22 protein-coding genes are annotated in these 25,189 nt (G+C 73.7%); 10 read left to right on the forward strand and 12 right to left on the reverse strand.

Annotated elements, in window-relative coordinates; all coding sequences use genetic code 11:
* Positions 1-11: 11 nt before the first annotated feature.
* Complete coding sequence (locus IO39_RS33420; RefSeq protein WP_043631668.1) at positions 12-1,034, forward strand: NAD(P)H-dependent flavin oxidoreductase; 1,023 nt, start codon at positions 12-14, stop codon at positions 1,032-1,034.
* 27 nt (positions 1,035-1,061) lie between these two features.
* Here IO39_RS33420 and IO39_RS33425 read toward each other — a convergent pair whose 3' ends face one another.
* The 3 genes from IO39_RS33425 to IO39_RS33435 all read right to left on the reverse strand — a co-directional run bounded on the left by IO39_RS33425 (position 1,062) and on the right by IO39_RS33435 (position 4,731).
* Positions 1,062-1,733, reverse strand: coding sequence for a pentapeptide repeat-containing protein (locus IO39_RS33425; RefSeq protein ID WP_169789169.1), 672 nt, complete (start codon positions 1,731-1,733; stop codon positions 1,062-1,064).
* A gap of 2 nt (positions 1,734-1,735) precedes the next feature.
* Positions 1,736-3,319 (reverse strand): glycoside hydrolase family 3 protein, encoded by a 1,584-nt coding sequence (locus tag IO39_RS33430; protein ID WP_043631673.1) that lies wholly within the window; start codon positions 3,317-3,319, stop codon positions 1,736-1,738.
* A 248-nt stretch (positions 3,320-3,567) separates the two neighbouring features.
* Complete coding sequence (locus tag IO39_RS33435) at positions 3,568-4,731, reverse strand: acetyl-CoA C-acetyltransferase (protein ID WP_043631675.1); 1,164 nt, start codon at positions 4,729-4,731, stop codon at positions 3,568-3,570.
* Between the two features lie 97 nt (positions 4,732-4,828).
* On the opposite strand from IO39_RS33435, the gene IO39_RS33440 reads away from it, so the two are divergent.
* Positions 4,829-5,497: a TetR/AcrR family transcriptional regulator gene (locus IO39_RS33440; protein WP_043631678.1), complete on the forward strand. Its 669-nt coding sequence runs from the start codon at positions 4,829-4,831 to the stop codon at positions 5,495-5,497.
* A complete protein-coding gene (locus tag IO39_RS33445) occupies positions 5,494-6,174 on the forward strand; it encodes a DNA alkylation repair protein (RefSeq protein ID WP_043631682.1) in 681 nt (226 codons plus the stop codon). Before IO39_RS33440 ends, IO39_RS33445 begins: the two co-directional genes overlap by 4 nt.
* A gap of 2 nt (positions 6,175-6,176) precedes the next feature.
* On the opposite strand, the gene IO39_RS33450 is transcribed toward IO39_RS33445, so the two are convergent.
* Complete coding sequence (locus IO39_RS33450; protein ID WP_063765389.1) at positions 6,177-7,121, reverse strand: LysR family transcriptional regulator; 945 nt, start codon at positions 7,119-7,121, stop codon at positions 6,177-6,179.
* 140 nt (positions 7,122-7,261) lie between these two features.
* On the opposite strand from IO39_RS33450, the gene IO39_RS33455 reads away from it, so the two are divergent.
* Both IO39_RS33455 and IO39_RS33460 read left to right on the forward strand, forming a co-directional pair.
* Positions 7,262-8,728: an LVIVD repeat-containing protein gene (locus IO39_RS33455; protein WP_043631684.1), complete on the forward strand. Its 1,467-nt coding sequence runs from the start codon at positions 7,262-7,264 to the stop codon at positions 8,726-8,728.
* 81 nt (positions 8,729-8,809) lie between these two features.
* Entirely contained in the window at positions 8,810-9,715 is a 906-nt protein-coding gene (locus IO39_RS33460; protein WP_043631685.1) for an SDR family NAD(P)-dependent oxidoreductase, read from the forward strand.
* 4 nt (positions 9,716-9,719) lie between these two features.
* On the opposite strand, the gene IO39_RS51195 is transcribed toward IO39_RS33460, so the two are convergent.
* A complete protein-coding gene (locus tag IO39_RS51195) occupies positions 9,720-10,568 on the reverse strand; it encodes a LysR family transcriptional regulator (protein WP_084773921.1) in 849 nt (282 codons plus the stop codon).
* Between the two features lie 72 nt (positions 10,569-10,640).
* Between IO39_RS51195 and metE the strand changes: the two genes are divergently transcribed.
* The gene (gene metE / locus IO39_RS33470; protein WP_052423695.1) at positions 10,641-12,959 is read left to right on the forward strand and encodes a 5-methyltetrahydropteroyltriglutamate--homocysteine S-methyltransferase; all 2,319 of its coding nucleotides are present in this window, start codon (positions 10,641-10,643) and stop codon (positions 12,957-12,959) included.
* 87 nt (positions 12,960-13,046) lie between these two features.
* Here the strand turns inward: metE and IO39_RS33475 are convergent, their stop codons facing one another.
* Positions 13,047-13,778 (reverse strand): SDR family oxidoreductase, encoded by a 732-nt coding sequence (locus IO39_RS33475; protein WP_043631686.1) that lies wholly within the window; start codon positions 13,776-13,778, stop codon positions 13,047-13,049.
* Between the two features lie 95 nt (positions 13,779-13,873).
* Between IO39_RS33475 and IO39_RS33480 the strand changes: the two genes are divergently transcribed.
* Positions 13,874-14,836, forward strand: a complete 963-nt coding sequence (locus tag IO39_RS33480) for a helix-turn-helix transcriptional regulator (protein ID WP_043631689.1) — start codon at positions 13,874-13,876, stop codon at positions 14,834-14,836.
* 95 nt (positions 14,837-14,931) lie between these two features.
* Here IO39_RS33480 and IO39_RS33485 read toward each other — a convergent pair whose 3' ends face one another.
* The 5 genes from IO39_RS33485 to IO39_RS33505 are packed head-to-tail and all read right to left on the reverse strand — an operon-like array spanning position 14,932 to position 19,796.
* Complete coding sequence (locus IO39_RS33485; RefSeq protein WP_157549207.1) at positions 14,932-15,849, reverse strand: carbohydrate ABC transporter permease; 918 nt, start codon at positions 15,847-15,849, stop codon at positions 14,932-14,934.
* Complete coding sequence (locus tag IO39_RS33490; RefSeq protein ID WP_043631692.1) at positions 15,849-16,760, reverse strand: carbohydrate ABC transporter permease; 912 nt, start codon at positions 16,758-16,760, stop codon at positions 15,849-15,851. The genes IO39_RS33485 and IO39_RS33490 overlap by 1 nt, the downstream gene beginning before the upstream one ends.
* Positions 16,757-18,172, reverse strand: coding sequence for an N-acetylglucosamine/diacetylchitobiose ABC transporter substrate-binding protein (ngcE, locus tag IO39_RS33495; RefSeq protein ID WP_043631693.1), 1,416 nt, complete (start codon positions 18,170-18,172; stop codon positions 16,757-16,759). The genes IO39_RS33490 and ngcE overlap by 4 nt, the downstream gene beginning before the upstream one ends.
* A gap of 19 nt (positions 18,173-18,191) precedes the next feature.
* On the reverse strand, positions 18,192-18,926 hold the full coding sequence (locus IO39_RS33500; RefSeq protein WP_043631695.1) for a sugar isomerase domain-containing protein: 735 nt from the start codon (positions 18,924-18,926) through the stop codon (positions 18,192-18,194).
* The gene (locus tag IO39_RS33505; protein ID WP_084773923.1) at positions 18,927-19,796 is read right to left on the reverse strand and encodes a MurR/RpiR family transcriptional regulator; all 870 of its coding nucleotides are present in this window, start codon (positions 19,794-19,796) and stop codon (positions 18,927-18,929) included.
* A gap of 79 nt (positions 19,797-19,875) precedes the next feature.
* On the opposite strand from IO39_RS33505, the gene IO39_RS33510 reads away from it, so the two are divergent.
* Both IO39_RS33510 and IO39_RS33515 read left to right on the forward strand, forming a co-directional pair.
* Entirely contained in the window at positions 19,876-20,859 is a 984-nt protein-coding gene (locus IO39_RS33510) for an N-acetylglucosamine kinase (protein ID WP_043631699.1), read from the forward strand.
* Between the two features lie 41 nt (positions 20,860-20,900).
* The gene (locus IO39_RS33515) at positions 20,901-21,347 is read left to right on the forward strand and encodes a GNAT family N-acetyltransferase (RefSeq protein ID WP_245642449.1); all 447 of its coding nucleotides are present in this window, start codon (positions 20,901-20,903) and stop codon (positions 21,345-21,347) included.
* On the opposite strand, the gene IO39_RS33520 is transcribed toward IO39_RS33515, so the two are convergent.
* On the reverse strand, positions 21,344-23,533 hold the full coding sequence (locus IO39_RS33520) for an AfsR/SARP family transcriptional regulator (protein WP_063765390.1): 2,190 nt from the start codon (positions 23,531-23,533) through the stop codon (positions 21,344-21,346). The two genes, IO39_RS33515 and IO39_RS33520, sit on opposite strands and share 4 nt — an antisense overlap.
* Before the next feature lie 59 nt (positions 23,534-23,592).
* On the opposite strand from IO39_RS33520, the gene IO39_RS33525 reads away from it, so the two are divergent.
* The gene (locus tag IO39_RS33525; RefSeq protein WP_043631707.1) at positions 23,593-25,101 is read left to right on the forward strand and encodes an MFS transporter; all 1,509 of its coding nucleotides are present in this window, start codon (positions 23,593-23,595) and stop codon (positions 25,099-25,101) included.
* The last annotated feature ends 88 nt before the right edge of the window (positions 25,102-25,189 follow it).

Below are 25,189 nucleotides of genomic sequence, written 5' to 3' on the forward strand. Positions count from 1 at the left end.
GAGGTCGTGGGGTGAACACGGCGCTGACGTCGCTGGTCGGGTGCCGGCATCCGATCGTGCAGACCGGCATGGGGTACGTCGCCGGCGCCCGGCTGGCGGCGGCCACCTCCCAGGCGGGCGGGCTGGGCGTGATCGGGGCGGCCACCTTGTCGGTGCCCGAGATGCGGGCGGCCATCCGGCGGGTGAAGGAGCGCACCGAGGCGCCCTTCGGGGTGAACATCCGCGCCGACGCCGACGACGCGGCCGAGCGGGTGGAGGTGCTGATCGGCGAGGGCGTGCGGGTGGCGTCGTTCGCGATGGCGCCGCGCGGGGAGCTGATCGCGCGGCTCAAGGACGCGGGCGTGCTGACGATCCCGTCGGTCGGGGCGCGGCGGCACGCGGAGAAGGTCGCGGCGTGGGGCGCGGACGCGGTGATCGTCCAGGGTGGCGAGGGCGGCGGGCACACCGGCCCGCTGGCCACCACGCTGCTGCTGCCGCAGGTCGTGGACGCGGTGGACATCCCGGTGATCGCGGCGGGCGGCTTCTTCGACGGGCGGGGGCTGGTGGCGGCGCTGGCGTACGGGGCGTGCGGGATCGCCATGGGCACCCGCTTCCTGCTGACCAGCGACTCGCCGGTGCCCGAGGAGGTGAAGAGGTTCTACCTGGCCGCCCGCGAGACCGTGGTGACCAGGAACGTGGACGGCGTGCCGCACCGGGTGCTCAGCACGCCGTTCGTGGCCTCGCTCGAACGCTCCCGGCTGCTGCGGGCGGTGGTGAACGGGGCCAGGTTCAAGCGGCTGTCGGGGTTGTCGTGGCGCTCGATGCTGCGCGAGGGGCGCCGGATGCGGCGCGGGCGCGAGCTGACGTGGGCGCAGGTGCTCCAGGCGGCGAACACGCCCGTGCTGCTGCGCGCGGCCATGGTGGAAGGACGGGTCGATCTCGGCGTGATGGCCTCGGGCCAGGTCGTGGGCGTCATCGACGACCTGCCGTCCTGCCACGACCTGATCGCCCGCATCATGACCGAAGCCACCGAAACCCTCACCCGCCTCCCCTGACCCGCCATGGCTCGGCGGGGCGGCGGGTCACAGGACGGTGATGCCGCGGGCGGCGAGGATGGCGTTGGCCTGGGCCTGGGTGATGACGGCGCCCGCGAACGCCCGCAGCTTGGCGTCGTCGGGCTCCCCCAGGTCGGCCCCGCGCAGGTCGGCCTTGGCGAACTTCGTGTTGAGCAGCCGCGTGCCGCGCAGCCGGCAGTCGCTCAGCGTGGCCTCGGTGAAGTCGCAGCCCGACAGGTCGGCGTCGTCGAAGCGCACGCCCTCGATGACCTCCTTGCGCAGGGAGCAGCCGCCGAGGTTGGCCAGGGTCAGGTTGGAGCGGCTGACCCTGAAGCCGGTGCCGCGCGAGCCGGTCAGGGAGGCGCCGATCATGCGGCAGCCCGTGAAGGAGACGTCGGTCAGCAGGGCGCCCCCGAACTGGGCCGACGACAGGTCCACGTCGGTGAAGCTGACGTCGATGAGGTCGGCGTCGTTGAACCTGGCCCCCATCCCGCCCCCGCCGGTGAACACCGCCCCGTCGAGGTCGGCCTTGCGGAAGTCGGTCCGGTCCAGCACGCAGGACTCGAAGCGGGCCTCGGCCAGCGAGGCGCCCCACAGGTCGGTCTCGGTCAGGTCGCAGCCGCGGAAGACGTGCGTCTCCCCCGCCGGCAGCCGATCGCCCAATGCCCTGTGTGAAAGATCCTCACCGTCGAATTCCACCGTCAGAGACTACCGGTCAGCGCCTCCGCCGCGGCCTGGCCGCAGACGCGGGCGGCGCCGTACGTGGCGATGTGCACGGCGCCCAGGTCGGAGCGGGCGGGCAGGCCCATCTCCACCACCACGGCGTCGGGGCGGGCGCTGAGCAGGTGCCGCAGGGCCTCGGACTGCCAGGCGTAGCGGTGCACGTCCCTGACCACGACGACGAGCGGCCGGCCGGCGGCCTGGCCGAGCAGGCGTTCCAGCTCGGGCCCGGCGGTCTGTCCCGCGACCAGGCGGACGACCGTGGTGCCGGGGAGCAGCCGGCTGAGCGGCGCGCCGACGCCCCACGGGGTGTTCCTGTCGATGGCCAGGTTCATCTCGGGGGCCAGCTCCACGACGTACGGGGGCGTGGTGAGCGGCAGGACGGGCGCGGTGGAGCGGCGGGTGACGCGGACGGCCCGCCGCGCCGCGACCAGCCCGACCTCACCGTCGCCGAAGCCCGGCCCGCCCGGAAGGCCGGCCGGGCCGCCGGAGGAAGCGACCGGGCCGCCCGTAAGAGTGGCCGGGCCGCCCGTGAGGGTGACCGGGCCGCCGGGAGGAGCGGCCGGGCTGCCCGAGGAGGCGGCCCAGGCGGCCAGCTCGCGGACCCTTCGAGCGGCGTCGGCCAGTCGCTCCTCGGGCAGCAGCCCCTCGGTCACCGCCGCCGCGATCGCGTCGCGGATCCCGGCGGCGGTGGCCTCGTCGGCATGCTCGCCGCCGACGCAGACGGCGTCCGCGCCGGCGGCTATGGCGCGGGCGGAGGCGCCCCCGATCCCGTACGCCCCCGCCACCGCCGCCATCTCGATGCCGTCCGTGATGATCACGCCGTCGAAGCCCAGCTCCTCGCGCAGCAGCCCGGTCAGGACCTTGGTGCTGAGCGTGGCGGGCCGTTCGGCGTCGTACGAGGGCACCAGGAGATGCCCCGTCATGATGACCTTGACCCCCTCGGCGATGGCCTCGCGGAAGGGCAGCAGCGCGTCGTCGATCCCGCTCTCGGCGACGACCGGCACGCCGTGATGGGAGTCGACGGAGGTGTCCCCGTGCCCCGGGAAGTGCTTGGCGCAGGCGGCCACCCCGGCCGACTGCAGGCCCCGGACGAACGCCCTGGTGTGCCGGGCGACCAGGGACGGGTCGGCGCCGAAGGCGCGCAGGCCGATGACGGGGTTGTCGGGGTTGGAGTTCACGTCGGCCGAGGGGGCGAAGTCGATCGTGATGCCCACCCTGGCCAGGTCGTGGCCGAGGTCCCTGGCCAGCGACTCGGTGAGCGCCACGTCGTCCACGACGCCGAGGGCGTATCCGCCGGGGCGGCTGCTGCCGGTGGCCGCCTCCAGCCTGGTGACGTCGCCGGACTCCTCGTCCACGCCGACCAGCACGGAGGGGTTCTCGGCGCGCAGCGCGGCGGTCAGCCGGGCCACCTGGGCGGCGTCGGCGATGTTGCGGGAGAACAGGGCGACGCCCGCCAGTCCCCGGCCGAGCCGGCGGCGCAGCCAGTCGGGCGGGGTGTGGCCGGGGAATCCGGGGAAGAGGACGGCGTCGGCGAGGCGAAGCAGGTCACCGCTCAGGGGCATGCCCCAGAATCTAATAGGAAAGTTTCTTATTTGCTAGACGTATTTTCTGACGTCAACCCGCTCCCATCCGTCACAAGCTCCCTCACCGTGCGCACCGGCGCGCCCTCGCCGTCCGCGAAGCCACCGCGCGGAAGGCCGCCCGCGACTCCTCGGGCCCGGCCGTGCACGCCGGGTGACCGCGACGGCCGTCGAAGAACCGCAGATGCGCGCCGGAGGCGACGCCGAGGGTGAAGGGATTCGCCCTGTCTTCAGGGTGCGGGAGTCAGGCGTTCGATGACGGTGACGTTCGCCTGACCGCCTCCCTCGCACATGGTCAGCAGGCCGTACCTGCCTTCGGTGCGCTCCAGCTCGTGCAGCAGCTTGACCGCCAGCACCGCGCCGGTCGCGCCGAGGGGGTGGCCGAGCGCGATGGCGCCGCCGTTGGGGTTGACCCTGGCCGGGTCGGCGCCGGTCTCCTTGATCCAGGCCAGCACGACCGGCGCGAACGCCTCGTTGATCTCGATGGCGTCGAAGTCGCCGATGGACAGGCCGGTCCTGGCGAGCGCGTGCGCGGTGGCGGGGATCGGGGCGGTGAGCATCATGATCGGGTCGTCGCCGCGCGCCGACAGGTGGTGCACGCGGGCGCGCGGGGTCAGGCCGTGCTCGCGTACGGCGCGGGGCGAGGCGACGAGCAGGGCGGCGGCGCCGTCGGAGATCTGCGAGGCCAGGGCGGCGGTCAGGCGGCCGCCCTCGGTCAGGGGCTTGAGCGCGGCCATCCGCTCGGGGGTGGTGTCGGCGCGCGGGCCCTCGTCGGTGGCGACGCCCTCGTAGGGGGCGATCTCGCGCCGGAAGTGCCCGGCCTCGATGGCGCGCAGGGCGCGGCGGTGCGACTCGTACGCGTACGCCTCCATCTCCTCCCGGGAGAGGTCCCACCGGGCGGCGATCATCTCGGCGGCGGCGAACTGGGAGACCTCCTGGGCGCCGTACCGCCGCGTCCAGCCCTTGGAGCCCGAGAAGGGGCTCTCGTGGCCGAGCGGGCGGCCCGCGAGCATCGCGGACGAGATGGGCACCATCGTCATGTTCTGCACGCCCCCGGCCACCACCAGGTCGTTCGTGCCGGACAGCACGGCCTGGGCGGCGAAGTGCAGCGCCTGCTGCGCGGAGCCGCACTGGCGGTCGACCGTGACGCCCGGCACCTCCTCCGGCAGCCCGGCGGCCAGCCAGCAGGTGCGCGCGACGTCGCCGGCCTGCGGGCCGATCGTGTCCACGCAGCCGAAGATCACGTCCTCGACGGCGGCCGGCTCGGCGCCGGCGCGCTCCATCAGCTCCCTGAGCACGTGCGCCCCGAGGTCGGCGGGGTGGGCCGCGGCCAGGCCGCCGTTCCGGCGCCCGACGGGGGTGCGGACGGCGCCGACGATGTACGCCTCGCTCATCCCCGCATCGTAGCAAGCGCTTGGTATACGCGGGAACGCCGTATGAGCAGGGCCGGTCAGGCGAACAAGCGATTGTCTGAGGGCTCATAATGGTGACGTGACCACGCGAAAGAACTCCGGCACGACCACCACCCCGGCGAAGCGCCAGCGCACGACCTCATCGGGGCCGGCGTCAGAGCGCCGTGACCACCTCGTCAAGCTCGCCGCGGAGCTCTTCGCGCGCAAGGGCTTCCAAGCCACGACCGTACGCGAGATCGCCGATGAGGCCGGCATCCTCTCGGGAAGTCTCTACCACCACTTCGACTCCAAGGAGACGATCGTCGACGAGGTGCTGTCCACCTTCCTCGACGACCTGATCGCCCGCTACCGCGCGGCCCTCGACAGCGGCTCCGACGCCCGCACGGTGCTGTCGGAGATGGTGCGCATCGGCTTCGGCACGCTGGAGCCCCACCGCGCCGCCATCACCGTGATGCAGAACGACTGGAACTACCTGCGGCAGTTCGAGCGCTTCAACTACCTGGTCAAGGCCGAGGACGAGGTCGAGCAGATGTGGGTGACGCAGATCAAGGCCGGGCAGGCGGCCGGGCTGTTCCGGCCCGACGTCGATCCCAAGCTCACCTACCGGATGATCCGCGACACGATCTGGGTGGCGGTGCGCTGGTTCCGTCCCGGCGGCAGGCTCAACACCACCGCGCTGGCCGAGCACTACATCACGGTGCTCTTCGACGGGCTCGCGACCGGCGAGCGCACCACCCACAAGGGATGAGCCTCGGCAAGGCGGTGCGCCTGGCACTGCAGGAGGCGGCCGAGCCGGGCAAGGCCGAGACCATGCGCGCCTACATGAAGTCGCCGATGCCGTTCCTGGGCGTGCAGGCGGTGCCCCGGCGGGCGGCGCTGCGCCGGGTCTTCGCCGAGCACCGGCTGGACAGCGCGCCGGAGTGGCGGCGCGCCGTGCTGGCGCTGTGGCGGGAGGCCGAATACCGCGAGGAGCGCTACGCGGCCATCGACCTGTCCGGCCACCACCTCTACCGGGAGTTCCAGACCCTCTACACGGTGCCGATGTACGAGGAGATGATCGTCTCCGGCGCCTGGTGGGACCTGGTGGACGAGCTGGCCACCCACCGGATCGGCGGCCTGCTGGCCGCCTACCCCGACGCGATGCGGCCGCTCATGCTGGAGTGGGCCCACGACGGCGACCTGTGGAAGCGGCGCACGGCCATCCTGTGCCAGAACCGCTTCAAGTCGCGCACCGACACCGCGCTGCTGTACGCCTGCATCGAGCCCAGCCTGTCCGACAACGACTTCTTCGCCCGCAAGGCGATCGGCTGGGCGTTACGCGAATACGCCAAGTGCAATCCCGGTGAGGTGCTGCGCTACGTCAAGGCCAAGGGCATCACCGGCCTGAGCCGCCGCGAGGCCCTGAAGAACCTCCCCGCCACCTGACCTCACTCCACCCGGTCCCGCTCGCCGCCGTCCCGCTCCGCGCGGCTCCACTCGGCGCGGCTCCACTCGGCGCGGCTCCACTCGGCGCGCAGCGACCGGGCCACCTCCGCGAGCGCCGTCACGGTCGGCTCGGGGTCGCGGCGGCGCCAGGCCAGCGCGGTGGTGAGGACGAAACCGGCGTCCTCGATCGGCCGGTACACCACCCCCGGGTACGGGTGCCGGCGCAGCGCGGCCGGCACCACCGACGCGCCGAGCCCGGCGGCCACGAGCGCGATGATCGTCTGCTTGGGGCTGGCCTCCCTGGCGATGCGCGGGCGCAGCCCCCGCTCCCGGCAGGCCGCGATCACGCTGTCGTACCCCTCGGGGTTGACGGACCTGGGCGCCTGGATGAGCGGTTGCGCGCACGCCTCGGCCAGCGTCACGCCCTCGCGGGCGGCCAGCGGGTGGCCCTCCGGCAGCGCCAGCACGTACGGCTCGGTGTGCAGCTCCATCACGGCCACCTCCGGCCGGTGCGCCGGCGGGTGCAGGATGCCCGCGTGCAGCCTCCCCTCCTCGATCAGCGCCAGTTGCTCGTCGCCGCGACGCTCGCTCACGGTCAGCTCCACCTGGGGACACCGCTCGGTGAACCGGCGGATGAGCTCCGGGGCCACGCCGTAGAGCGCGGCATCCACCACGCCGAGGTCGAGCCGGCCCAGCTCGCCCCGCGCCGCCGCGCGGGCCCGCTCGCCGGCGCGGGCGGCCTGCCGCAGCGTGGCCCGCGCCTCGCCCAGGAACACCTCTCCCGCCGCCGTCAGCTCGACGCTCCTCTTGGTACGGCGCAGCAGCCGGACCCCGACCTCCTGCTCCAGCCGCTGGATCTGGGTGCTGAGCGGCGGCTGTGACATGTGCAGCCGGCGGGCGGCCCGGCCGAAGTGCAGCTCTTCGGCCACGGCGACGAAGTACTCCATCCGCCGCAGGTCGGAGCCGCTTGATACGCGATCGCTATTTGTCGGCACCGAATCAGATATTGGACGTATCACTCCTTCCCGGTCAACCCTGGTCGAGCCAGGAACGACGATCGAGGGGGAAGCCCTTGCCCGGTCAGCCCATGTCCAGAAGAGAGACCCTGCGCGCGTCGGCCGCCATGCTGGGCGCCACGGCGGGAGCGGCGGCGGCGCTCGCCGGCGCGCCCGCCGCGCGCGCCGGCTCCCGCCAGGGGGACGCCGAAGGAGACGCCGCGAAAGACGCCACGAGAGACGTCACGGTGCGCCCGCCCAAGGGCGCCTACGCCCGCAACGTCGAGGTGCTCGGCTACTGCGACCTCGACGAGCGGCCCGCGTTCAAGATGTCGATCAAGAAGCAGAACGGCCGCTGGTACCTCTACACCGGCCACTTCTGGGAGGCCGGGTGGAGCGTCGTGGACGTGACGGACCCGGCCGCGGCGAAGGTGCTGCGGTTCACCCCGATCCCCGGGCCGCAGGGCAACACCATCGGCAACCAGGTCACGCTGCACGGCGACACGATGATCACGGCGATGGAGAAGGTGTTCCCCGAGGGCGCGCCCGGCTCGGACCCGACGGTGCCCTTCCTGGAAGGGGTGCTGATCTGGGACATCTCGGACCCGGCACGGCCGGTTCAGCTCTCCCACTGGAAGACGGGCGGCACGGGCACGCATCGCAACCTCTACGCGGGCGGCGACCTGGTGCACCTGTCGGCGGCGATGCCCGGGTTCACCGGCAACATCTACGTCATCCTCGACATCTCCGACCGCCGCGCGCCGCGGATCGCGGGCCGGTGGTGGGTGCCCGGCCAGGAACGGGGCCGGGCCACGCCCCCGCCGGCGGGCGCGCCGCACGCCCATGGCTTCTGCTGCGGCAACGGCGCCCACGTGCACCTGCACGGCCCGCCGTACCCCGTGGGCGACCTCGTCTACCTGCCCTACGGGGCGGCGGGGCTGATCATCCTCGACATCTCGGACGTCTCGCGCCCGCGGCAGGTGGGGCACCTGCCGTTCAGCCCGCCCTTCCACGCCCAGTTCGGCGTCCACGGCGTGCTGCCGATCCCGGAGCGCGGCATCGCCTTCGCCAATTCCGAGAACATCTCCTACGGCACGGGCCCGGCGCACCACTCCTCGATCATCGACATCTCCGACCCGGCGAACCCGTTCCTGCTGTCGCTGCTGCCGGAGCCGATCCCGCCGGCGGGCGCGCCGTACGACGACTTCACGACCCGGGGCGGCTGGTCGGGCCCGCACAACATGAACCACCACCTCTACAGCCCCGACGTGCAGCCCATGAACGGGCTGTTCTACATGGCCCACTTCAACGCCGGGCTGCGCGTCTACGACGTGACGAACACGCGGCTGCCGCGCGAGGTCGGCTACTTCGTCCCGCCCGAGCCCCGCAAGCGCTACGGCCCCCTGCCCCTGCCCCGCGAGGGTGAGCCCGCCGACGCCCCGCCCGTCCTGCAGACGGAAGACGTGGTCGTGGACCGGCGCGGCCACATCTACATCACCGACAAGAACCAGGGCCTGTGGATCCTCAGGTACGTCGGCCCGCGGCCCGGCTCTCGCTGACCGGATGCCCCCCTTGCATGACGCGAGCGATGACTCGTATATTTCACGAGTGATCGCTCGTATCTTTTCTGGGGGTTCAGCATGACCAGTTCCATGGGGCGCCGTTCGCTGCTCGCGGGGGCGGCCGGGGCGGCCGGGATGATCGGCCTGGCGCAGGCGGGCACGACCGCCCCGGCCTCGGCGGCGACGGCGCCCCCGGCCCGGCGCTACGAGGGCAAGGTGGTGCTCGTCACCGGCGCCACCTCCGGCATCGGCAGGGCGGCCGCGCTCGCCTTCGCCGGCGAGGGCGCCAAGGTGGGCTTCTGCGGCCGGCGCGAGAACCTCGGCCGCGAGGTCGAGCGGGAGATCCGGCGCAAGGGCGGCGAGGCCACCTACATCAGGGCCGACGTCCGCGACCCGGGCCAGATCAAGACGTTCGTGGACCGGGTCGCCCAGAAGTACGGCGGCCTGCACATCGCGCTGAACAACGCCGGCATCCAGTACCGCAAGCGCATCGCCGACATGAGCGTCGCCGAGTGGGAGGACACCCTGGCCACCAACGCCAGGGCGGTGTTCCTCGGCATCAAGCACCAGGCTCCGCACATCACCGCGTCCGGCGGCGGGGTGATCCTGGTGACGGGCTCGGCCAACGAGTTCGCCACCAGGGAGTTCATCACCGCCTACGCCGCGAGCAAGGGGGCGGTCACCGGCCTGGTGCGCGGCGCCGCCATCGAGTACGGCTCCGCGGGCATCCGGGTCGTCGCGCTCTCCCCCGGCACCACCGACACCGCCATGGTGGACGCCTGGCGCCCCATCCTGGCCCCCGAGGCGAACGACGAGCAGTGGAAGGCGCTCAAGGCCGGCGAGCAGCCGGGCATCGACGGGCTCAAGCGCATGGCCCAGCCGGCCGAGATGGCCAACGCGGCCCTGGCGCTGGCCTCCGACGACATGAGCTTCCTGACCGGGGTGTCGGTGCTGGTGGACGGCGGCATGCTGGCCGGCATCTGACCCCTCACCTGGTCCACAGGGCGTCCTGGACGGCCTGGACCAGGGCCATCAGCTCCGGGGTGACCCGTTCGCGCGACCACGCCAGCGCGTACGTGATGCGCAGGCCGCCCGCGTCCAGCGGCACGAAGCGCACGTCCTCCCGCCGGACCGTCCTGACCAGGAGCTGCGGGATGGGCAGCACCCCGGCCCCGGCCGCCACCAGGTCGAGCGCGGCCGCGAAGTCGTCGCCGGGCACCAGCCGGGTGCGGCCGGGCAGCCCCTGCCAGGGGCGGTCGCCCGGCGTGAGCAGCACCTGTCCGCCCAGCTCGGCCGCGCCGACCCGGGGCCACGACTCCAGCCGGTGCCCGGCGGGGACGGCCAGGTGATCGACGGTGACGTGGAACCTGGCCGCCGTGACGAACGGCGCGGGCGCCGGCGTGGCCAGGATCGCCGCCGACACCTCGCCGTCCGCCAGCGCCCGCGCCGCCTCGCCCCGCCCGGCCGCGCGCAGCTCCACGCCGATGGCGGGCGAGCGCCCCGCCAGCCTCCTCGCGATGCGCGCGGCGAGCGCCCCGACGAGTGGTGGATAAGCCAGGTGAATGGTGGGCCTCGCCAGCCGGGCGGCTTCCGCGCCGAACGCCCGCACCGAGTCGATCACCTGCTCCGCGTACGCCAGCAGCGCCTTGCCCTCCGCCGTCAGCCGCACTTCGCGCGCCGTCCGCTGGAAGAGGCGGACGCCGGCGGCGCGTTCGAGCCGGGTGATGGCCTGGCTCATGGCGGGCTGGGACATCCCCAGGTCGGCGGCGGCGGCCGAGAAGCTGAGCCGGTCGGCGACCCTGGTGAAGCAGTGGATCTCCCTGAGCATAAGCAGCATCAATCCATGGTGCACGACATCGGAGGGCTCGGCAGGATTCCCAGCGACCTGATCCAGATGAGGGAGTCCACGATGTCGTCATTTCCCCAGCCCGCCGGTCACCAGGCGGCGTTTCCCCGGTCCACCGTGCTCGGCTATCCGCGGATCGGGCCGCGCAGGGAGCTGAAGCGGGCGCTGGAGTCCTACTGGGCCGGGCGCTCGACCCGGGCCGAGCTCGACGCCGTGGGCGCCGGGCTGCGGGAGCGGACCTGGCGCAGGCTGGCCGAGCTCGGGCTGGAAGGGCTGCCGTCGAACACGTTCTCGCTCTACGACCAGGTGCTGGACACGGCGGTGCTGCTCGGCGCGGTGCCCGCGCGCTACCGCGACGCCGCCGACCCCTACTTCGCGATGGCCAGGGGCACCGACGGGCTGGCGCCGCTGCGGATGACGAAGTGGTTCGACACCAACTACCACTACATCGTGCCCGAGATCGGGCCGGAGACCGTGTTCGCGCTCGACGCGGCCAAGCCGCTGGGCGAGGTGCGGGAGGCGCGGGCGCTGGGGTACGAGACGCGGCCCGTGGTGGTGGGGCCGGTGACGTTCCTGCTGCTGAGCTCGGCGCTCGACCGGCTGGAGGAGGTGCTGGGCTGTTACGAGGAGCTGCTGGCCGCGCTGGCCGCCGAGGGGGTCGCGTGGGTGCAGCTCGACGAGCCCGCGCTGGTGGGCGACCGGACGGCGGAGGAGCTGGCCGCCGTGCGGGCAGCGTACGAGCGGCTGGGCTCGTTCGGGCCGCGGCCCGGGCTGTTCGTCGCCTCCTCCTTCGGGGACCTGGGCGAGTCGCTGCCCGTGCTGGCCGGCACGCCGGTCGAGGCGATCGGGCTCGACCTGGTGCGGGGCGGCGTTCCCGGCGTGGACGCGGGCGGCCGGACAGTGGTGGCCGGCGCGGCTCCCGGCGTCGACCTGAGCGGGAAGACCGTGGTGGCGGGGGTCGTGTCCGGGCGTGACGTGTGGCGCACGCCGGCCGCCCGGGCCTCGGCCGCCCTGGCGGCGGTACGGGCCACGGGGGCGGCGCGGGTGGTGGTGGGCACGTCCTGCTCGCTGCTCCATGTGCCGTACTCGGTGGCGGACGAGCCCGACCTCGCGCCGGAGCTGCGGGGGCGGCTGGCGTTCGCGGAGGAGAAGGTGGCCGAGGTGGTCGCGCTGGCCGCCGCCCACGCCGGCGCCCCGGCCCCCGCCGGTCCCGGCCGAGCACAGACCGGCGCCGCACAGACCGGGGAGGCCCTGGGCGGGGAGGCGCCGGTCGGAAGCGGGGGCGGGGGCGAGGAGCCGTCCGTGGCGCTGTCGGAGCCCGCGCCGGTGGCGGAGCGCTCCCCGTACGCGGTGCGCGCCGCCGCCCAGGCCGGGCACCTGCGGCTGCCCCTGCTGCCGACCACCACGATCGGCTCGTTCCCGCAGACCGGCGAGCTGCGCGCGGCCCGCGCCGCGGTGGCGGCCGGCACGCTGTCGCAGGCCGGCTACGAGGCCCGGGTCGAGGCCGAGATCGAGCGCGTGATCCGCGCGCAGGAGCGGCTCGGCCTCGACGTCCTCGTGCACGGGGAGCCGGAGCGCAACGACATGGTGCAGTACTTCGCCGAGCACCTCGACGGGTTCGCGGTGACCAGGAACGGCTGGGTGCAGTCGTACGGATCTCGCTGCACGCGGCCGCCGATCCTGCACGGCGACGTGAGCCGGCCGGGGCCGATCACCGTGCGGTGGGCCCGGTACGCGCAGTCGCTCACGGACCTGCCGGTCAAGGGCATGCTCACCGGCCCCGTCACGATCGTGGCCTGGTCGTTCGTCCGTGACGACCTGCCGCTGCGTGACGTGGTGTTCCAGGTGGCGGACGCGGTGCGGGAGGAGGTACGGGACCTGGAGGCGGCCGGGGTGTCGATCATCCAGGTGGACGAGCCGGCGCTGCGCGAGCTGCTGCCGCTGCGGCGGGCGGCGCAGGCCGACTATCTGGAGTGGGCGGTGGCGGCGTACCGGCGGGCCACGTCGGGGGCGGGTGACCGTACCCAGATCCACACCCACCTGTGCTACTCCGACGCCGATGAGATCCTGGCCGCCATCGACGGCCTGGACGCCGACGTCACCACGATCGAGTCCGCCCGCTCCGGCGCGCGGATCCTGGGCGCGGTGTCGTCCTTCGGCCGGGGGCTGGGGCCCGGCGTCTACGACATCCACTCCCCGCGCGTGCCCTCGGCCGGGGAGGTCGAGTCGCTGCTGCGGCGGACGGTGTCGGCCCTGCCGGTGGAGCGGGTGTGGGTCAACCCGGACTGCGGGCTGAAGACCCGTACGTACGAGGAGGCCGAGGCCTCCCTGGCCAACGTGGTCGCGGCCACCCGCCGCCTGCGCGCCGAACTCGGCGCCTGATCGTCGGCGGGCGGCGGTCACCGCAAGCCGCCGATCACCAGCGGCCGGCGGTCACACCAGTGATCACACGAGCGATCACACGAGTGGTCACACCAGGCCGCCGTCCGCGGTGAGGTTCTGGCCGGTGAGCCAGGCGGCGTCCGGGCTCAGCAGCAGCGCGACCACCGAGGCGATGTCGGCGGGCACGCCCACGCGGCCCAGCGCCGTCATGTGCGCGACCCCGGCCATGCCCTCCGGCGACACCCCGGCGCGCAGCAGGTCGGTGTCGGTCGGGCCGGGCGAGACCGCGTTGACGGTGATCCCGCGCCGTCCCAGCTCGCGCGAGGCGACCCGGGTGAGCTGCTCGACGGCGGCCTTGCTCGCCGCGTAGACCGACTCGCCCGGGCTGGGCCAGGCGGTGCCGGTGGAGGAGACGGTGACGATCCGGCCGCCGTCGGCCATCCGGCGCGCCGCCGCCCGCACCGCGAAGAACGCGCCCCGGACGTTGACCGCCATCACCCGCTCGAACGCCTCGGGGGTCAGCGCGTCGATCGGCGTGTGCTCCATCACGCCCGCGTTGTTCACCAGCGCGGTCAGCGGGCCCGCCGCCCGGTCGGCGAACACCCGGTCCGCGGCGGCGAACAGCGACTCCACCTGGCCGGGGTCGGCCGAGTCCGCCCGTACGGCGACCGCCCGCCCGTCGCAAACCTCCTCCACCAGCCGCGCCGCCTGCTCGTCGGCCACGTAGCTGAACACCACGGTCGCGCCGTCGCCCGCCAGCCGCTCCACCACGGCCCGGCCGATGCCGCGCGATCCACCCGTCACCACTGCTGCGGTCATGAGACTCCCTTTCACCGTCTTCGTCAGAGGGAGCCCTCACCATGACAGCCCTCGCGGAAGCAGGACTTCCGCGAGGTGCGCGAGGATGAACTCCCGTGACCACCAGAGATCCCGCGGCGCGGCTGCTGCGGCTGTTGTCGCTGCTCCAGTCCCGCACCGACTGGCCCGGCCCCGAGCTGGCCGACCGGCTCGGGGTCAGCACCCGCACCATCCGCTCCGACGTCGAGCGGCTGCGCGACCTCGGCTACCCGGTCTCGGCCACGTCCGGCACGGCGGGCGGCTACCGGCTGGGCTCCGGCGCCCGGCTGCCGCCCCTGCTGCTGGACGACGAGGAGGCGGTCGCGGTGGCGGTGGGGCTGCGCACGGCGGCGGCTCAGACGGTGGGCGGCATCGAGGAGACCTCGCTGCGCGCGCTGGCCAAGCTCGAACAGGTGCTGCCGGCCCGGTTGCGGCCCCGGCTGGCGGCGCTGGCGGCGTACATGGTGCCCGTGCCGGGGACGGGGCCGGCGGTGGACCCGGACGTGCTGGCCACGCTCGCCGCGGCCTGCCGGGACCGGCGGCGGCTGCGCTTCGACTACCGCGACCACGACGGCAACGCCACCGTGCGCGACACCGAGCCGCACCGGCTGGTCTCGACCGGGCGGCGCTGGTACCTGGTGGCGTGGGACCTCGGGCGGGAGGAGTGGCGGACGTTCCGGATCGACCGGCTGACGCCGCGCACGCCGCCGGGGCCGTCCTTCCCGGGGCGGCCGATGCCCGCGGGGGACGCGATCGACTTCGTGACCAGGGGCGTCGCCTCGACGCTCGGGCCGTGCCGCACGGTCGCGACCGTGCACGCGCCGGCCGCGGTGGTGAGCGAGCGGGTGCCGCCGGTGGCCCGGGTGGAGCACCTCGGCGACGACCGCTGCCTGCTGCACATCGGCGCGGGCACGCCCCTGACGCTGGCCGTCTACCTGGCGGCGCTGGGCCTGCCCTTCACGGTGGACGGGCCCGGCGAGCTGCTGGAGGCGCTGCGGCAGGTGGCGGCGCACTGCGGGGCCGCCACCGGCGACCCGTGAGTCCGGGCGGCCGGCGCCACTCCCCGGGCGGGCGGCCTCCTGCCGGTTCGCCGCAGGGTCCCGTCACCTTCTCCGCCGTACGAGCAGCATGCGTGCTATTTCAGGGCTCCCGTCGTCAGACCGGACTGGATCTGGCGCTGGAAGACGGTGTAGACGATCAGCATCGGCAGGATGGCCAGGGTGAGCGCGGCGAACATGGCCGACCAGTCCTGGTCGTATCCGGCCGCCGCGGAGATGTCGGCGATGCCCTGGGGCAGCACCCACATCTCCCGGTCCTGCAGCAGCACCAGCGGCAGCTGGTACTGGTTCCACTGGCCGAGCACGTTGAAGATGGTGATGCTCACCAGGCCCGGCCGCGCCATCGGCAACATGATCTGGAAGAACACGCGCGTGTGCGAGGCGCCGTCGACCATCGCCGCCTCCGCCACCGCCGTCGGCAGCGTACGGAAGAACGCCGACAGGAAGAACACCGTGAACGGCATCGAGTACGCGATGTACACCAGCACGATCCCCGCGTGCGTGTTCAGCCCGATGAACGGCCCGATCAGCGGCACGTTGCCCATGTTCTGCACCACGAAGAACAGCGGCGTCAGCGCCAGGTAGACGGGGAACGCCAGCCCGGAGACGAACAGCAGGTAGAAGGCCCGGTTGCCGCGGAACGGATACCGGGCCAGCACGTAGGCCGCCATCGAGCCGAGCAGCATCGTGCCGAACGTGCTGAACGAGACGACGAGGACGCTGTTCAGCATGTACTGGCCGATGTGGAAGTCGTCCCAGGCGCGCTGGAAGTTGTCCCAGCGCAGCGCGGCCGGCAGTGACCAGGCGTCGCCGAAGATCTCGTCCTCGCTCTTGACCGAGGCCAGGAACGTCCACAGGATCGGCACCACCACGAGGACGGTCCACACGGCCAGCGCGAGGTGCGACAGCATCCCGAGCGGGCCGAGCCTGCGCCGGCGTTCCCGCCGGGCGAGCTTGCGGGAGTTCGCCACGGTCCAGGAGGTCATCGAGGTCATCAGTACTCAATCCGTTCGCGTCGGGACAGGCGGAGCGACAGGAACGCGAACCCGACGGTGAAGAAGAACATCACCACGCCCAGGGCCGAGGCGTAGCCGAACCTGAAGTAGCCGAAGGCGTTGCGGTAGATCTCGGCGGCCATGACCGTCGTCGACCAGTCCGGGCCGCCGTGCTGGTCGGTCATCACCCACACGATCGCGAACACGTCCAGCGCGAGGATGCCCAGGTAGACCCAGGCCACCTGGACGGTGTCCCACAGCAGCGGCAGCGTGATGCGGAAGAACAGGCTGACCCGGCCGGCCCCGTCGATCTGCGCCGCCTCGAACATGTCCCGGGGGATGGAGGCCAGGCCGGCGGAGAACAGCACCACGTAGAAGCCGACCGCCTGCCAGACCATCACCCCCAGCACCGACCAGAACGCCACGTCCGAGTCGGACAGGAAGCCGATCGGCTGGAGCCCGAGCGACATCAGCGGCGCGTTGAGCATGCCGCTGCCGTCGGGCCGGAACACCTGCTGGAACAGCACCGCCACCACGGCGACGGCCAGGACCTGCGGGAAGAAGAACACCACCCGGTAGAACTTCGACCCGGCGATCCCCTCGTTGCCCTTCGCCCCGCCCACGTTGAGCAGGAAGGCGAAGAACAGCGCGATGACGATCGTGATCAGCGGCAGCAGCAGGAGGAGCGCGCCGTTGTGCTGGACGGCCTTCCAGAAGTTGCCGTCGTTGAACAGCCGGACGAAGTTGTCGAACCCGATGAAGGCCGGCGAGGCCGTGACGCCCCGCCAGTCCGTCATCGAGATGTAGAACGCCTGGATGTACGGCGAGATGACGTACACCAGGTAGAGCGCCACCGGGGCCGCCAGGAACGCGGCGATGAACAGCCCGCGGCGATAGCGGTTGAACGTCATGAGCGGGTGAACTTCTTGATGGAGGAGTCGTTCTTGATCTCGTCGGCCTTCTTCTGCATGCGCTCCAGGTACTTCTCCGGCGTCAGGCCGCCGTTCATCAGCTCGCCGGTGGCCGCCTTGCACTCGTCCTTGAGCTGGGCGTACCAGCGCTCCCACATGTAGTAGACGACGTTCTCGCCGGCCGTGGTGACGGCCGCGGTGGCGCTGGAGACGCCCGGGGACAGCTGCCGGCCCTCGCCGGCGCCCTTGACCACGGTCACGGTGCGCACCAGCTCGCTGAAGTCGCCGGCCGCCTTCTTCGACAGCATCGCGCGCAGGTACTCCATGCCGCCCTGCGGGTTGGCGCTCTTGGACGGGACGATGAAGTTCTCGCCGGGGCTGGTGTGGATCGTGCCGTACGGCAGCTTGTCGGAGCCGGTGAGGTCGGGCAGCGTGAACATGCCGTACTCGAAGTCGTCGGGGGTGGTGGTCTTCTGCTCGTTCTCCAGCCACGAGCCGGAGGGCAGCATGGCCACCTGGTACTTGTTCTGGGCGGTCTGGGTCTGCACGTGGTCGAGACCGGCGGTGCCCTGCATGAGATATTTCGCGCCGATCTCGGCCCAGGCGGTGGCGGCGGTCTTCATGGGCTCGCTGGTCCAGGCGCCGTCCTCGAGGTTGTCGATGTTCACCATCACCTCGTTGCCGCCGATCTTGGCGGCCAGGGTGACCAGCGGCTCGTACAGGTACTGCGGGTGCTTGCCGGCGTAGGTGAAGGGGGCCATCTTGCCGGACTTCTTGATCGTCTCGCAGAGCTTCAGGAACTCGTCCCAGGTCTTGGGCGGCTCCCAGCCGTTCTCGCGGAACGCCTTCTGCGAGTACCAGATGCCGAAGATGTAGTTCACGTAGCCGAGCACGCTGAACTTGCCGTCGTAGGTGCCGATGTCGATGACGGACTGGTCGATGGTGTCCCTGACCTTGACGTTCGGGTCGTCCCAGCTCGGCGCGTCGAGCAGCGCGGTCAGGTCCTGGAGCTGGCCGTCCTGGGAGAGGGCGCCGAAGTCCATGAAGTTGGCGCCGGAGTTGTCGATGACGTCCGGCGGGTTGCCGCCCGCGAAGCGCGGCTGCAGGACCTTGGTGATCTCCTTGGTGGCATTGTGCTTGATCTCGGCGCCGGGGTACTTCGACTTGTACAGCGGCTGGTGGATGTTCTTGGCGTAGTCCTGGCCGAAGCCGCCGTCGAAGATCCACACCTCCAGCGGCTTGTCGCCCGCCACGCCGAAGGGGTTGGCCGCGCTGGTCGCGGCCGGGGCCGCCGAGCCGGAGGCGGCGGGCGGCGCCTGCGGCGTGGCGCACGCCGCCAGGGCGCCGGCCACGGGCACGAGCGCGGCGCCGCGGAGGAGTTCTCGCCTGCTGAGGTGGGGGGTGTGAGGCATGGTGGCTACTCCTGACCTTTCATGTTCCGCGCCTGATGCGCCCTGCGTAACGGCGCTCCAGGGCCTGGTTGTGCTCGTCGCCGCCGGTCACGTTGGCCGACAGGTAGATGGGAGGCGTCTCGCCGAGCGCGAGGAGCTCGTCCACCGCCTCGGTGACCACCAGCTGCGCCAGCAGGGCGGAGGTGATCGTGGAAACCGCACCGTAGCGGCCGCCGCCCGGCAGGTCGAGGATCGCGTCGCCGTACGGCGCGCCGTTGTCCAGGACCACGTCGGCCAGGTCCATCAGCTTGCCGCCGGACGGGTGGCGGGAGGCCATGCGGCCGCTGTGCTCGACCGAGGTGATGGCGACGAGCGGGTGGCCGCGGTCCTTGACGATCCGGGCCAGCTCGACGACCGCGCCGTTCACGCCCGAGCTGGAGATCAGCACGAACACGTCCTCGGGCGCGACCGGGGCCAGGTCGTAGATCTGGTGCGCGATGGCCGGGTCGCGCTCCAGCTCGGGGGTGAGCACGCTCGGGGGCTGCCCGCCGTACAGGACGAGGTCCCTGGGGCTCAGGCGGTTGCCCGGCACGAGACCGCCCGCCCGGCCGGCCAGCTCCATGGCGATGGCCTCGGAGTGGCCGGAGCCGAAAGCGTTTACCACACCGCCCGCCCTGATCGCGGTCACGAGCAGCGCGGCGGCCCGGCGGACCGGCCCGGCCTGGCTCCGCGCCACCCGGTCCGCCAGATCGAGGACCTTGGATGCGTACGTCATTCAGCCTCTCTCGACTCGGTGGCTCTCCACGGCGCTGATGGTGCGCTCGAAGGCCTCGTTCGTGCGTTCGTAGGTGCGTTGCGCGACGGCCACGTACACCGCGTCCAGCACGAACAGCTGCGAGTGCACCGCGGCCAGGCCGCCCAGCCGGAACGTGGTCTCCCTGCTGGCCGTGGTCAGCACCAGATCGGCCAGCTCGGCCAGCGGCGAGCGGGCGAAGGAGGTGACCGCGACCGTCAGCGCGCCGTGGCTGCCGGCCTCGGCCAGCGACTCCATGACCTCCCGCGTGCGGCCCCGGTGGCTGATGCCGATGGCGACGTCGCCCGCCGTCAGAAGCGCCGCCTCCGACAGCGCCACGTGCGCGTCGCCCGCGCTCCAGCCGGGGATGCCGATGCGGCGCAGCCGCCCCTCCAGCATGGTGGCGACGTTGCCACTGGTGGAGACGCCGACGAGCAGGACGCGCGGCGCGGCCACGATCGCGTCGGCCACCTGGGCGACGACCATGGGGTCGAGCCCGGCGGCGGTGTCCTGGATGAGCCGGGTGTCGGCGGCGGCCATCACCTCGATGGCGGCGTCGAGCGGGTCGTCGGGGCCGATCTCGTGGCCGACGCCCGCGCCCCAGCCGGCCTGGGCGGCCCTGCCGGTCTCGGTCGCCAGCGCGACGCGCAGCTCGGCGTAGCCGGAGAAGCCGAAGGCCCGGCAGAACCTCGTGACCGTGGCCGGCGAGCTGCCCGCGCGCTCGGCCAGGGCGATGATCGTCGACCGCGCGGCCTCCGCCGGATCGCCGAGGATCACCTCGCCGACCCTGCGTAACGCCTCCGGCAAACCGGGCAGTTCCGTTTCGACGCGCGCGAGCGCTCCTGAAGTCACGAATATTCCTTCCGGATACCCGGTCTTCTGGCGAAAATTATTCTTGCTTCTCCGTCACGTCAACCCCCACACTCGGACCGTGACGCAATCGCTAGTCGTCGGCGTCGACGCCGGCGCCACCTCCACCCGCATCGCCGTGCACCGGCTGGACGGGGTCCGGGTCGGATACGCGCGGGCGGGGGCGGGCAACCCCACCGCCCACGGGCTGGACAAGGCGGTGGCCGCGATCGCGACCGCCCTGAAGGCGGCGCTGCCCGCCGGGAACGCGCCGCGCGTGGCCGCCTCGCTGGCCGGGGTGGCGGGGCTCAGCCCGGAGATCGTGACCGCGCTGGCGGACGTCTGGGCCGCGCACGGGCTCCCCGCCGCGCCGCAGTGCGTCGGCGACGACATCACCGCCTACGCCGCCGGCTCCGCCGCGCCCGACGGGACCTTGCTGATGTCCGGCACGGGGGCGGGGGCGGCCAGGGTGGCGGGATACGAGCGGGTGGCGGTCGCGGACGCGCTGGGCTGGCTGCTCGGCGACGCGGGCTCCGGCTTCTGGATCGGCCGCGCCGCCGCCAAGCACGTCATCGAGGCCCTCGACCGCGGCATGCCCGTGCCGCCCGCCGACCCCGGCGGCAAGGCGGAGGAGGGTGAAGGCGTTCTGGCGGGGCTCGTCGTGCGGCACTTCCTCGGCGACGAGCGGCCGGCCACGCCGCGCCTCGCGGCCGACCGCATCGTCCGGCTGGCGCAGGCCGAGCACATGCGGCTGGCCGCGCTGTCCCCGCTGGTCAGCCGGGCCGCCATGGACGGCGACCCGGTGGCCGTCAAGATCGTGCAGGAGGCGGCCGGATGCCTGGTCACGACCCTGCGCCGGGTCCACCGGACCGGGCCCGTGGTGCTGGCGGGCAGCGTGCTGACCACCGACGGGCCGGTGCGGCGGGCGGTGGGCGAGCTGCTGGCCGGCGAGACGGTCGTGACGTCGGGTGACGCGGCGGGCGCGGCGGCCTGGCTGGCGGCCCGCCCCCTGCTCCCGGCGGCGGACGCGACCGCGCGGCACGCCGCCTTCACCGATCCGGCCTAGGTGAGTTCTGCGAACTTTGGCTGGATAACATCGCGCCTGTGGTGAATTGGAACCTTCGGGCGGCTTCGGCGGCCGACGTCGAGGCGGTGGCCGAGTTGCGGGCCGTCGTGCTGCGGCCGGACCTGACCCGGCTCGGGCGCTACGACCCCCACCGGGTGCGGCAACGGCTGCGCGACGGGTTCGCGCCCGCGCACACCTGGGTGGTCGAGGTGGGCGGCACGATGGCCGGCTGCGTGGCGCTGCGGCCGGAGCGGGACGCGTACTGGCTGGAGCACTTCTACCTGGACCCGCGGGTGCAGGGCAGGGGCATCGGCTCGGCCGTGCTGGCCGGGCTGCTGGAGCGCTGCGACCGCGAGAGCGCCACGGTCCGGCTGCAGGTGCTGCAGGGCAGCCAGGCCCGCCGGTTGTACGAGCGGCACGGCTTCACCCCGGAGACCGAGGACGAGGTGGACGTCTTCATGGTGCGCCCGCCGGGAGCGGCGCTCTAGGCGGGCGATCCCGCGGAACGGCCGGCGGACCGGCCCGCGGACCCTGCCGAGTGAACGACGTGGCCGGCCCGGGCGTCGCCCGCGCGGTACCAGCCGAGCGAGCCCGTGAGCCGGCCGGCCAGCCGCGTGTCGCCCAGGCTCAGGGCCGCCTCCAGCGCGCCGCCGAGATTGGCGGTCTCGGCGTCCAGCCGCCGCAGCCAGCGGTGCCGCGCCGGCCCGCTCCGGTAGGCCTCGGCGCACTCGGCGAGCTGGGTGTAGTAGGTGGCGTACCAGCGCAGCACGCGCTCGTGCTCGCCGGCCTCGCGCAGCCGCTCCAGCGCGTACGCCGCCACCGACTCCGGCAACCGGTACCTGTCTCCCGCCCGCACCACCAGCGAGCGGTCCACCAGCCGGCTCAGCAGGTCCACCACCTCGCCCGGCTCGATGTCCGGCCGGGCGGCGGGCTGGGCGGCGGGCTGGGCACCGGACTGGGCACCGGACTGGGCAACGGACTGCGCACCGGACCGGGCAACGGACTGGGCCTCGGCCGCCAGGTCGGCGTCGCCCGGCGGGCCGCCGGGGATCGGCATGGGCACCGCGCACACCCGTTCGGCGGCCTCCAGCGTGCAGCCGCCCGCCTGCACGGCCAGGCGGCGCAGCACGACGCGCTCCGGCTCGGTCAGCAGCTCCCAGCTCCAGTCGATCGTGGCCCGGAGCGTGCGCTGGTGCGCGGGGCCGGCCCGGCGGCCGGCCGACAGCAGGCGGAAGCGGTCGTCGAGCCGCTCTGCCAGGGCGCGCACGCCCAGGGACCGCACCCGGGCGGCGGCCAGCTCCAGCGCCAGCGGGATGCCGTCGAGCCGGTGGCAGATCAGCTCGGCGGCCTCGGCGTCGCCGGGCGTCAGGGCGAAGCCCGGCGCGGCCTCGGCGGCGCGCGCGGCGAACAGCCGCACGGCGGCGCCGGGGTCCAGCGGCGGGACCTGGCGCACCACCTCGCCGGCGATCCCGAGCGGCTCCCTGCTGGTGGCGATGACGCGGGGCCCGGGGCCGGCGCGCAGCAGCAGCTCGGTCAGCTTGGCCACCGGCTCGACGACGTGCTCGCAGTTGTCGAGCACCAGCAGCGCCCGCCGGCCCCCGACGGCCGCGGCGACGCGCTCGCCCGGGTCGGCCGGGCCGTCGGCGTGCAGCCCGAGCGCCGCCGCGACCGCCGCGGCCGCCTCGGACGGCGATCCCGCGGGCACGGCCGACAGCTCCACCAGATAGGCCCCGTCCGGGTATGAGCCGGCCAGCCGGCGGGCGGCCTCCAGCGCGAGCCGGCTCTTGCCCACGCCGCCGGCGCCGGTGAGCGTGACCAGCCGCGCCGCGCCGGCCAGCGCGACCACGTCGGCCAGCGCGTCGTCCCGGCCCACCAGGTCGGTGAGCGGCTCGGGCAGCCGGGCGGGCAGCGGCGCGGGGGTGCCCGGCGGGCGGCCCAGACCGGGGCGCTGCTCCAGGATCGCCTGGTGCAGGGCGACGATCTCGGGGCCCGGGTCGAGGCCCAGCTCGTCACGCAGGCGCTCACGCAGGGCCCGGTAGACCTCCAGCGCCTCGGACTGCCGGCCGGAGCGGTAGAGCGCGCGCATGAGCAGGGCGTGGAAACGCTCCCGCGCGGGATGCTGCCCGGCCAGCTCGGCCAGCTCGCCGACCTGGGAGGCGTCCTGGCCCAGCGCGAGGCGCGCGTCGGCGTAGTCCTCCAGGGCGCTCAGCCGCAGCTCCTCCAGCCGGGCCGCGGCGGCGTGCACCAGCGGCTCGCCGGCGAAGTCGGCGAAGGCCGGCCCGCGCCACCACGACAGCGCCTCGGCCAGCAGCGCGGCGCGCTCGCCCGGCCCGGTCATGGCCCGGGAGCGCTCGACGGCCTCCTGGAAGCGGCGCGCGTCGGTGTCGCCATCGACAAGGTAGCCGGGCGGGCGGCTGACGACCAGCTCCCTGGCTCCCGGCTCGGCCTCGTCGAGCGCCCTGCGCAGTTGCGACACCCTGGCCCGCAGCGCGCCCAGCGGCCTGGCCGGCGGGCGCGGCCCCCACAGGTTGTCGATCAGCCGCTCGGCCGGCACGACCCGGCCCCGGTGGGCGAGCAGGCACGCCAGCAGCGCGCGCACCTTGAGCTCGGGCACCCGCACGGCGCGGCCGTCGTGCGTGGCCACCTCCAGCGGGCCCAGTACGGCGAAGCGCATGAACCTCACCCTAAGCAGTTCCGAACCGGACCCGAACGCCCGATCCGCAAGCTGATCGCATGACCACTATCGCAACCCGTCCGGGCACCCGCGCGTGGCTGGGGCTGTCGGTGCTCTGCCTGGGCACGCTCCTGCTCGCGGTGGACAACACGGTCCTGCTGCTGGCGCTGCCCCATCTGGCCGCCGACCTGGATCCCAGCAGCACGGAGCTGCTGTGGATCACCGACGTGTACGGCTTCATGATCGCCGGTTTCATCATCACCATGGGCTCGCTCGGCGACCGCATCGGCCGGCGCCGGCTGCTGGTGATCGGCGCCGCGGCCTTCGCCGCCTCCTCCGTCGTGGCCGCCTACGCCGGCACGACGGAGATCCTGATCGCCGCCCGGGTGCTGCTCGGCCTGTCCGCCGCCGCGATGGGGCCGTCCGCCCTCGCGCTGGTGGCCGGGCTGTTCCCCGACGGCAGGCGGCGGGCCATGGCCATCGGCGTGTTCACCGCCTGCTTCATGGGAGGGGGCGCGGCCGGGCCCGTGATCGGCGGAGCCCTGCTGGAGAGCTTCTGGTGGGGGTCGGTGTTCCTCATGGGGGTGCCGGTCATGGTCCTGGTCGTGGCCGGCGGGCTGTTCCTGCTGCCGAAGTCCGAGGCGACCGGCGGCCACGCCCGGCTCGACCCGGCCAGCGTGGCCATGTCGCTGGCGGCGATCCTGCCGGCGGTCTACGGGCTGAAGGAGCTGGCCGGCGACCCCGCGCGGGCCGACGCGTACGTGGCGCTCGCCGCCGGCCTGGCCTTCGGCGCGGCGTTCGCCCGGCGGCAGCGCCGGCTCGCGGAGCCGCTGGTGGACCTGCGCCTGTTCGGCGACCGCACGTTCACCGCGGCCCTGCTGATCCTGGCGGCGGTCATGGTGGTGCAGGGCGGCATCTACCTCTTCGTGAGCCAGCACATGCAGCTCGTCGAGGGGCTCTCGCCGCTGGCCGCGGGCCTGTGGATGGCGGTCCCGGCCCTCGGCCTGGTGGCCGGCTCCCTCGCCGCCCCCGCCCTCGCCGGGACGGTCCGCCCCGGTCTGGTCGTCGGGGCGGGGCTGCTGGTGGCGGTGGCCGGGTTCGCCGTGGTCGCGGTGGCCGACGGGGTGGGGGCACTGGTCGCCGGCGTCACGGTGGCGTGCCTGGGCATGGCGCCGGTGGGCGCCCTGGGCCTCGGCCTCATCGTCGGGGCCGCGCCGCCGGAGCGGGCCGGGTCGGCCTCGGCGATGGCGGAGAGCGGCGGCGAGCTGGGCATCGCGCTCGGCATCGCGCTGCTCGGCAGCCTCGGCACCGCCGTCTACGGCCGCTCCGTCACCTCCCCGGAGGCGGGCGGCTCGCTGAACGAGGCGCTCGACGCCGCCGCGGGCCTGCCGTCCGGCGCGGCGGCGGCGCTGGTGTCGGAGGCGCGGGCGGCGTTCGCCCAGGGACTGCTCGCGGTCACCGTGGTCTGCGGGGTGCTGGTGCTCGGCCTGGCCGTGCTCTCCATGACGCTGCTGCGGCACCTGCGCCCGGTCGGCGAGGAAAGCCGGTCACCGGCGCCTCCGGCCTGATGGCGGGGCCGGGGCCGGCCTGATGGCGCGCCGGGCCCGGCCGACCGGAGGGGGCGCGGTCGGCCGGCGCCGGGGCGCGGTGCACTGG

Source organism: Nonomuraea candida, assembly GCF_000725485.1.
GTDB classification, from domain to species: Bacteria; Actinomycetota; Actinomycetes; order Streptosporangiales; family Streptosporangiaceae; genus Nonomuraea; species Nonomuraea candida.

Coding starts and splice junctions, on each gene's coding strand:
- IO39_RS33430 (WP_043631673.1), bottom strand. CDS start 3,319: ATGCCCCTGAGCGGTGACCTGCTTCGCCTCGCCGACGCCGTCCTCTTC.
- IO39_RS33435 (WP_043631675.1), bottom strand. CDS start 4,731: ATGAGCGAGGCGTACATCGTCGGCGCCGTCCGCACCCCCGTCGGGCGC.
- IO39_RS33445 (WP_043631682.1), top strand. CDS start 5,494: ATGAGCCTCGGCAAGGCGGTGCGCCTGGCACTGCAGGAGGCGGCCGAG.
- IO39_RS33450 (WP_063765389.1), bottom strand. CDS start 7,121: ATGGAGTACTTCGTCGCCGTGGCCGAAGAGCTGCACTTCGGCCGGGCC.
- IO39_RS33455 (WP_043631684.1), top strand. CDS start 7,262: ATGTCCAGAAGAGAGACCCTGCGCGCGTCGGCCGCCATGCTGGGCGCC.
- IO39_RS33460 (WP_043631685.1), top strand. CDS start 8,810: ATGACCAGTTCCATGGGGCGCCGTTCGCTGCTCGCGGGGGCGGCCGGG.
- IO39_RS51195 (WP_084773921.1), bottom strand. CDS start 10,568: ATGCTGCTTATGCTCAGGGAGATCCACTGCTTCACCAGGGTCGCCGAC.
- metE (WP_052423695.1), top strand. CDS start 10,641: ATGTCGTCATTTCCCCAGCCCGCCGGTCACCAGGCGGCGTTTCCCCGG.
- IO39_RS33475 (WP_043631686.1), bottom strand. CDS start 13,778: ATGACCGCAGCAGTGGTGACGGGTGGATCGCGCGGCATCGGCCGGGCC.
- IO39_RS33485 (WP_157549207.1), bottom strand. CDS start 15,849: ATGACCTCGATGACCTCCTGGACCGTGGCGAACTCCCGCAAGCTCGCC.
- IO39_RS33490 (WP_043631692.1), bottom strand. CDS start 16,760: ATGACGTTCAACCGCTATCGCCGCGGGCTGTTCATCGCCGCGTTCCTG.
- ngcE (WP_043631693.1), bottom strand. CDS start 18,172: ATGCCTCACACCCCCCACCTCAGCAGGCGAGAACTCCTCCGCGGCGCC.
- IO39_RS33500 (WP_043631695.1), bottom strand. CDS start 18,926: ATGACGTACGCATCCAAGGTCCTCGATCTGGCGGACCGGGTGGCGCGG.
- IO39_RS33520 (WP_063765390.1), bottom strand. CDS start 23,533: ATGCGCTTCGCCGTACTGGGCCCGCTGGAGGTGGCCACGCACGACGGC.
- IO39_RS33525 (WP_043631707.1), top strand. CDS start 23,593: ATGACCACTATCGCAACCCGTCCGGGCACCCGCGCGTGGCTGGGGCTG.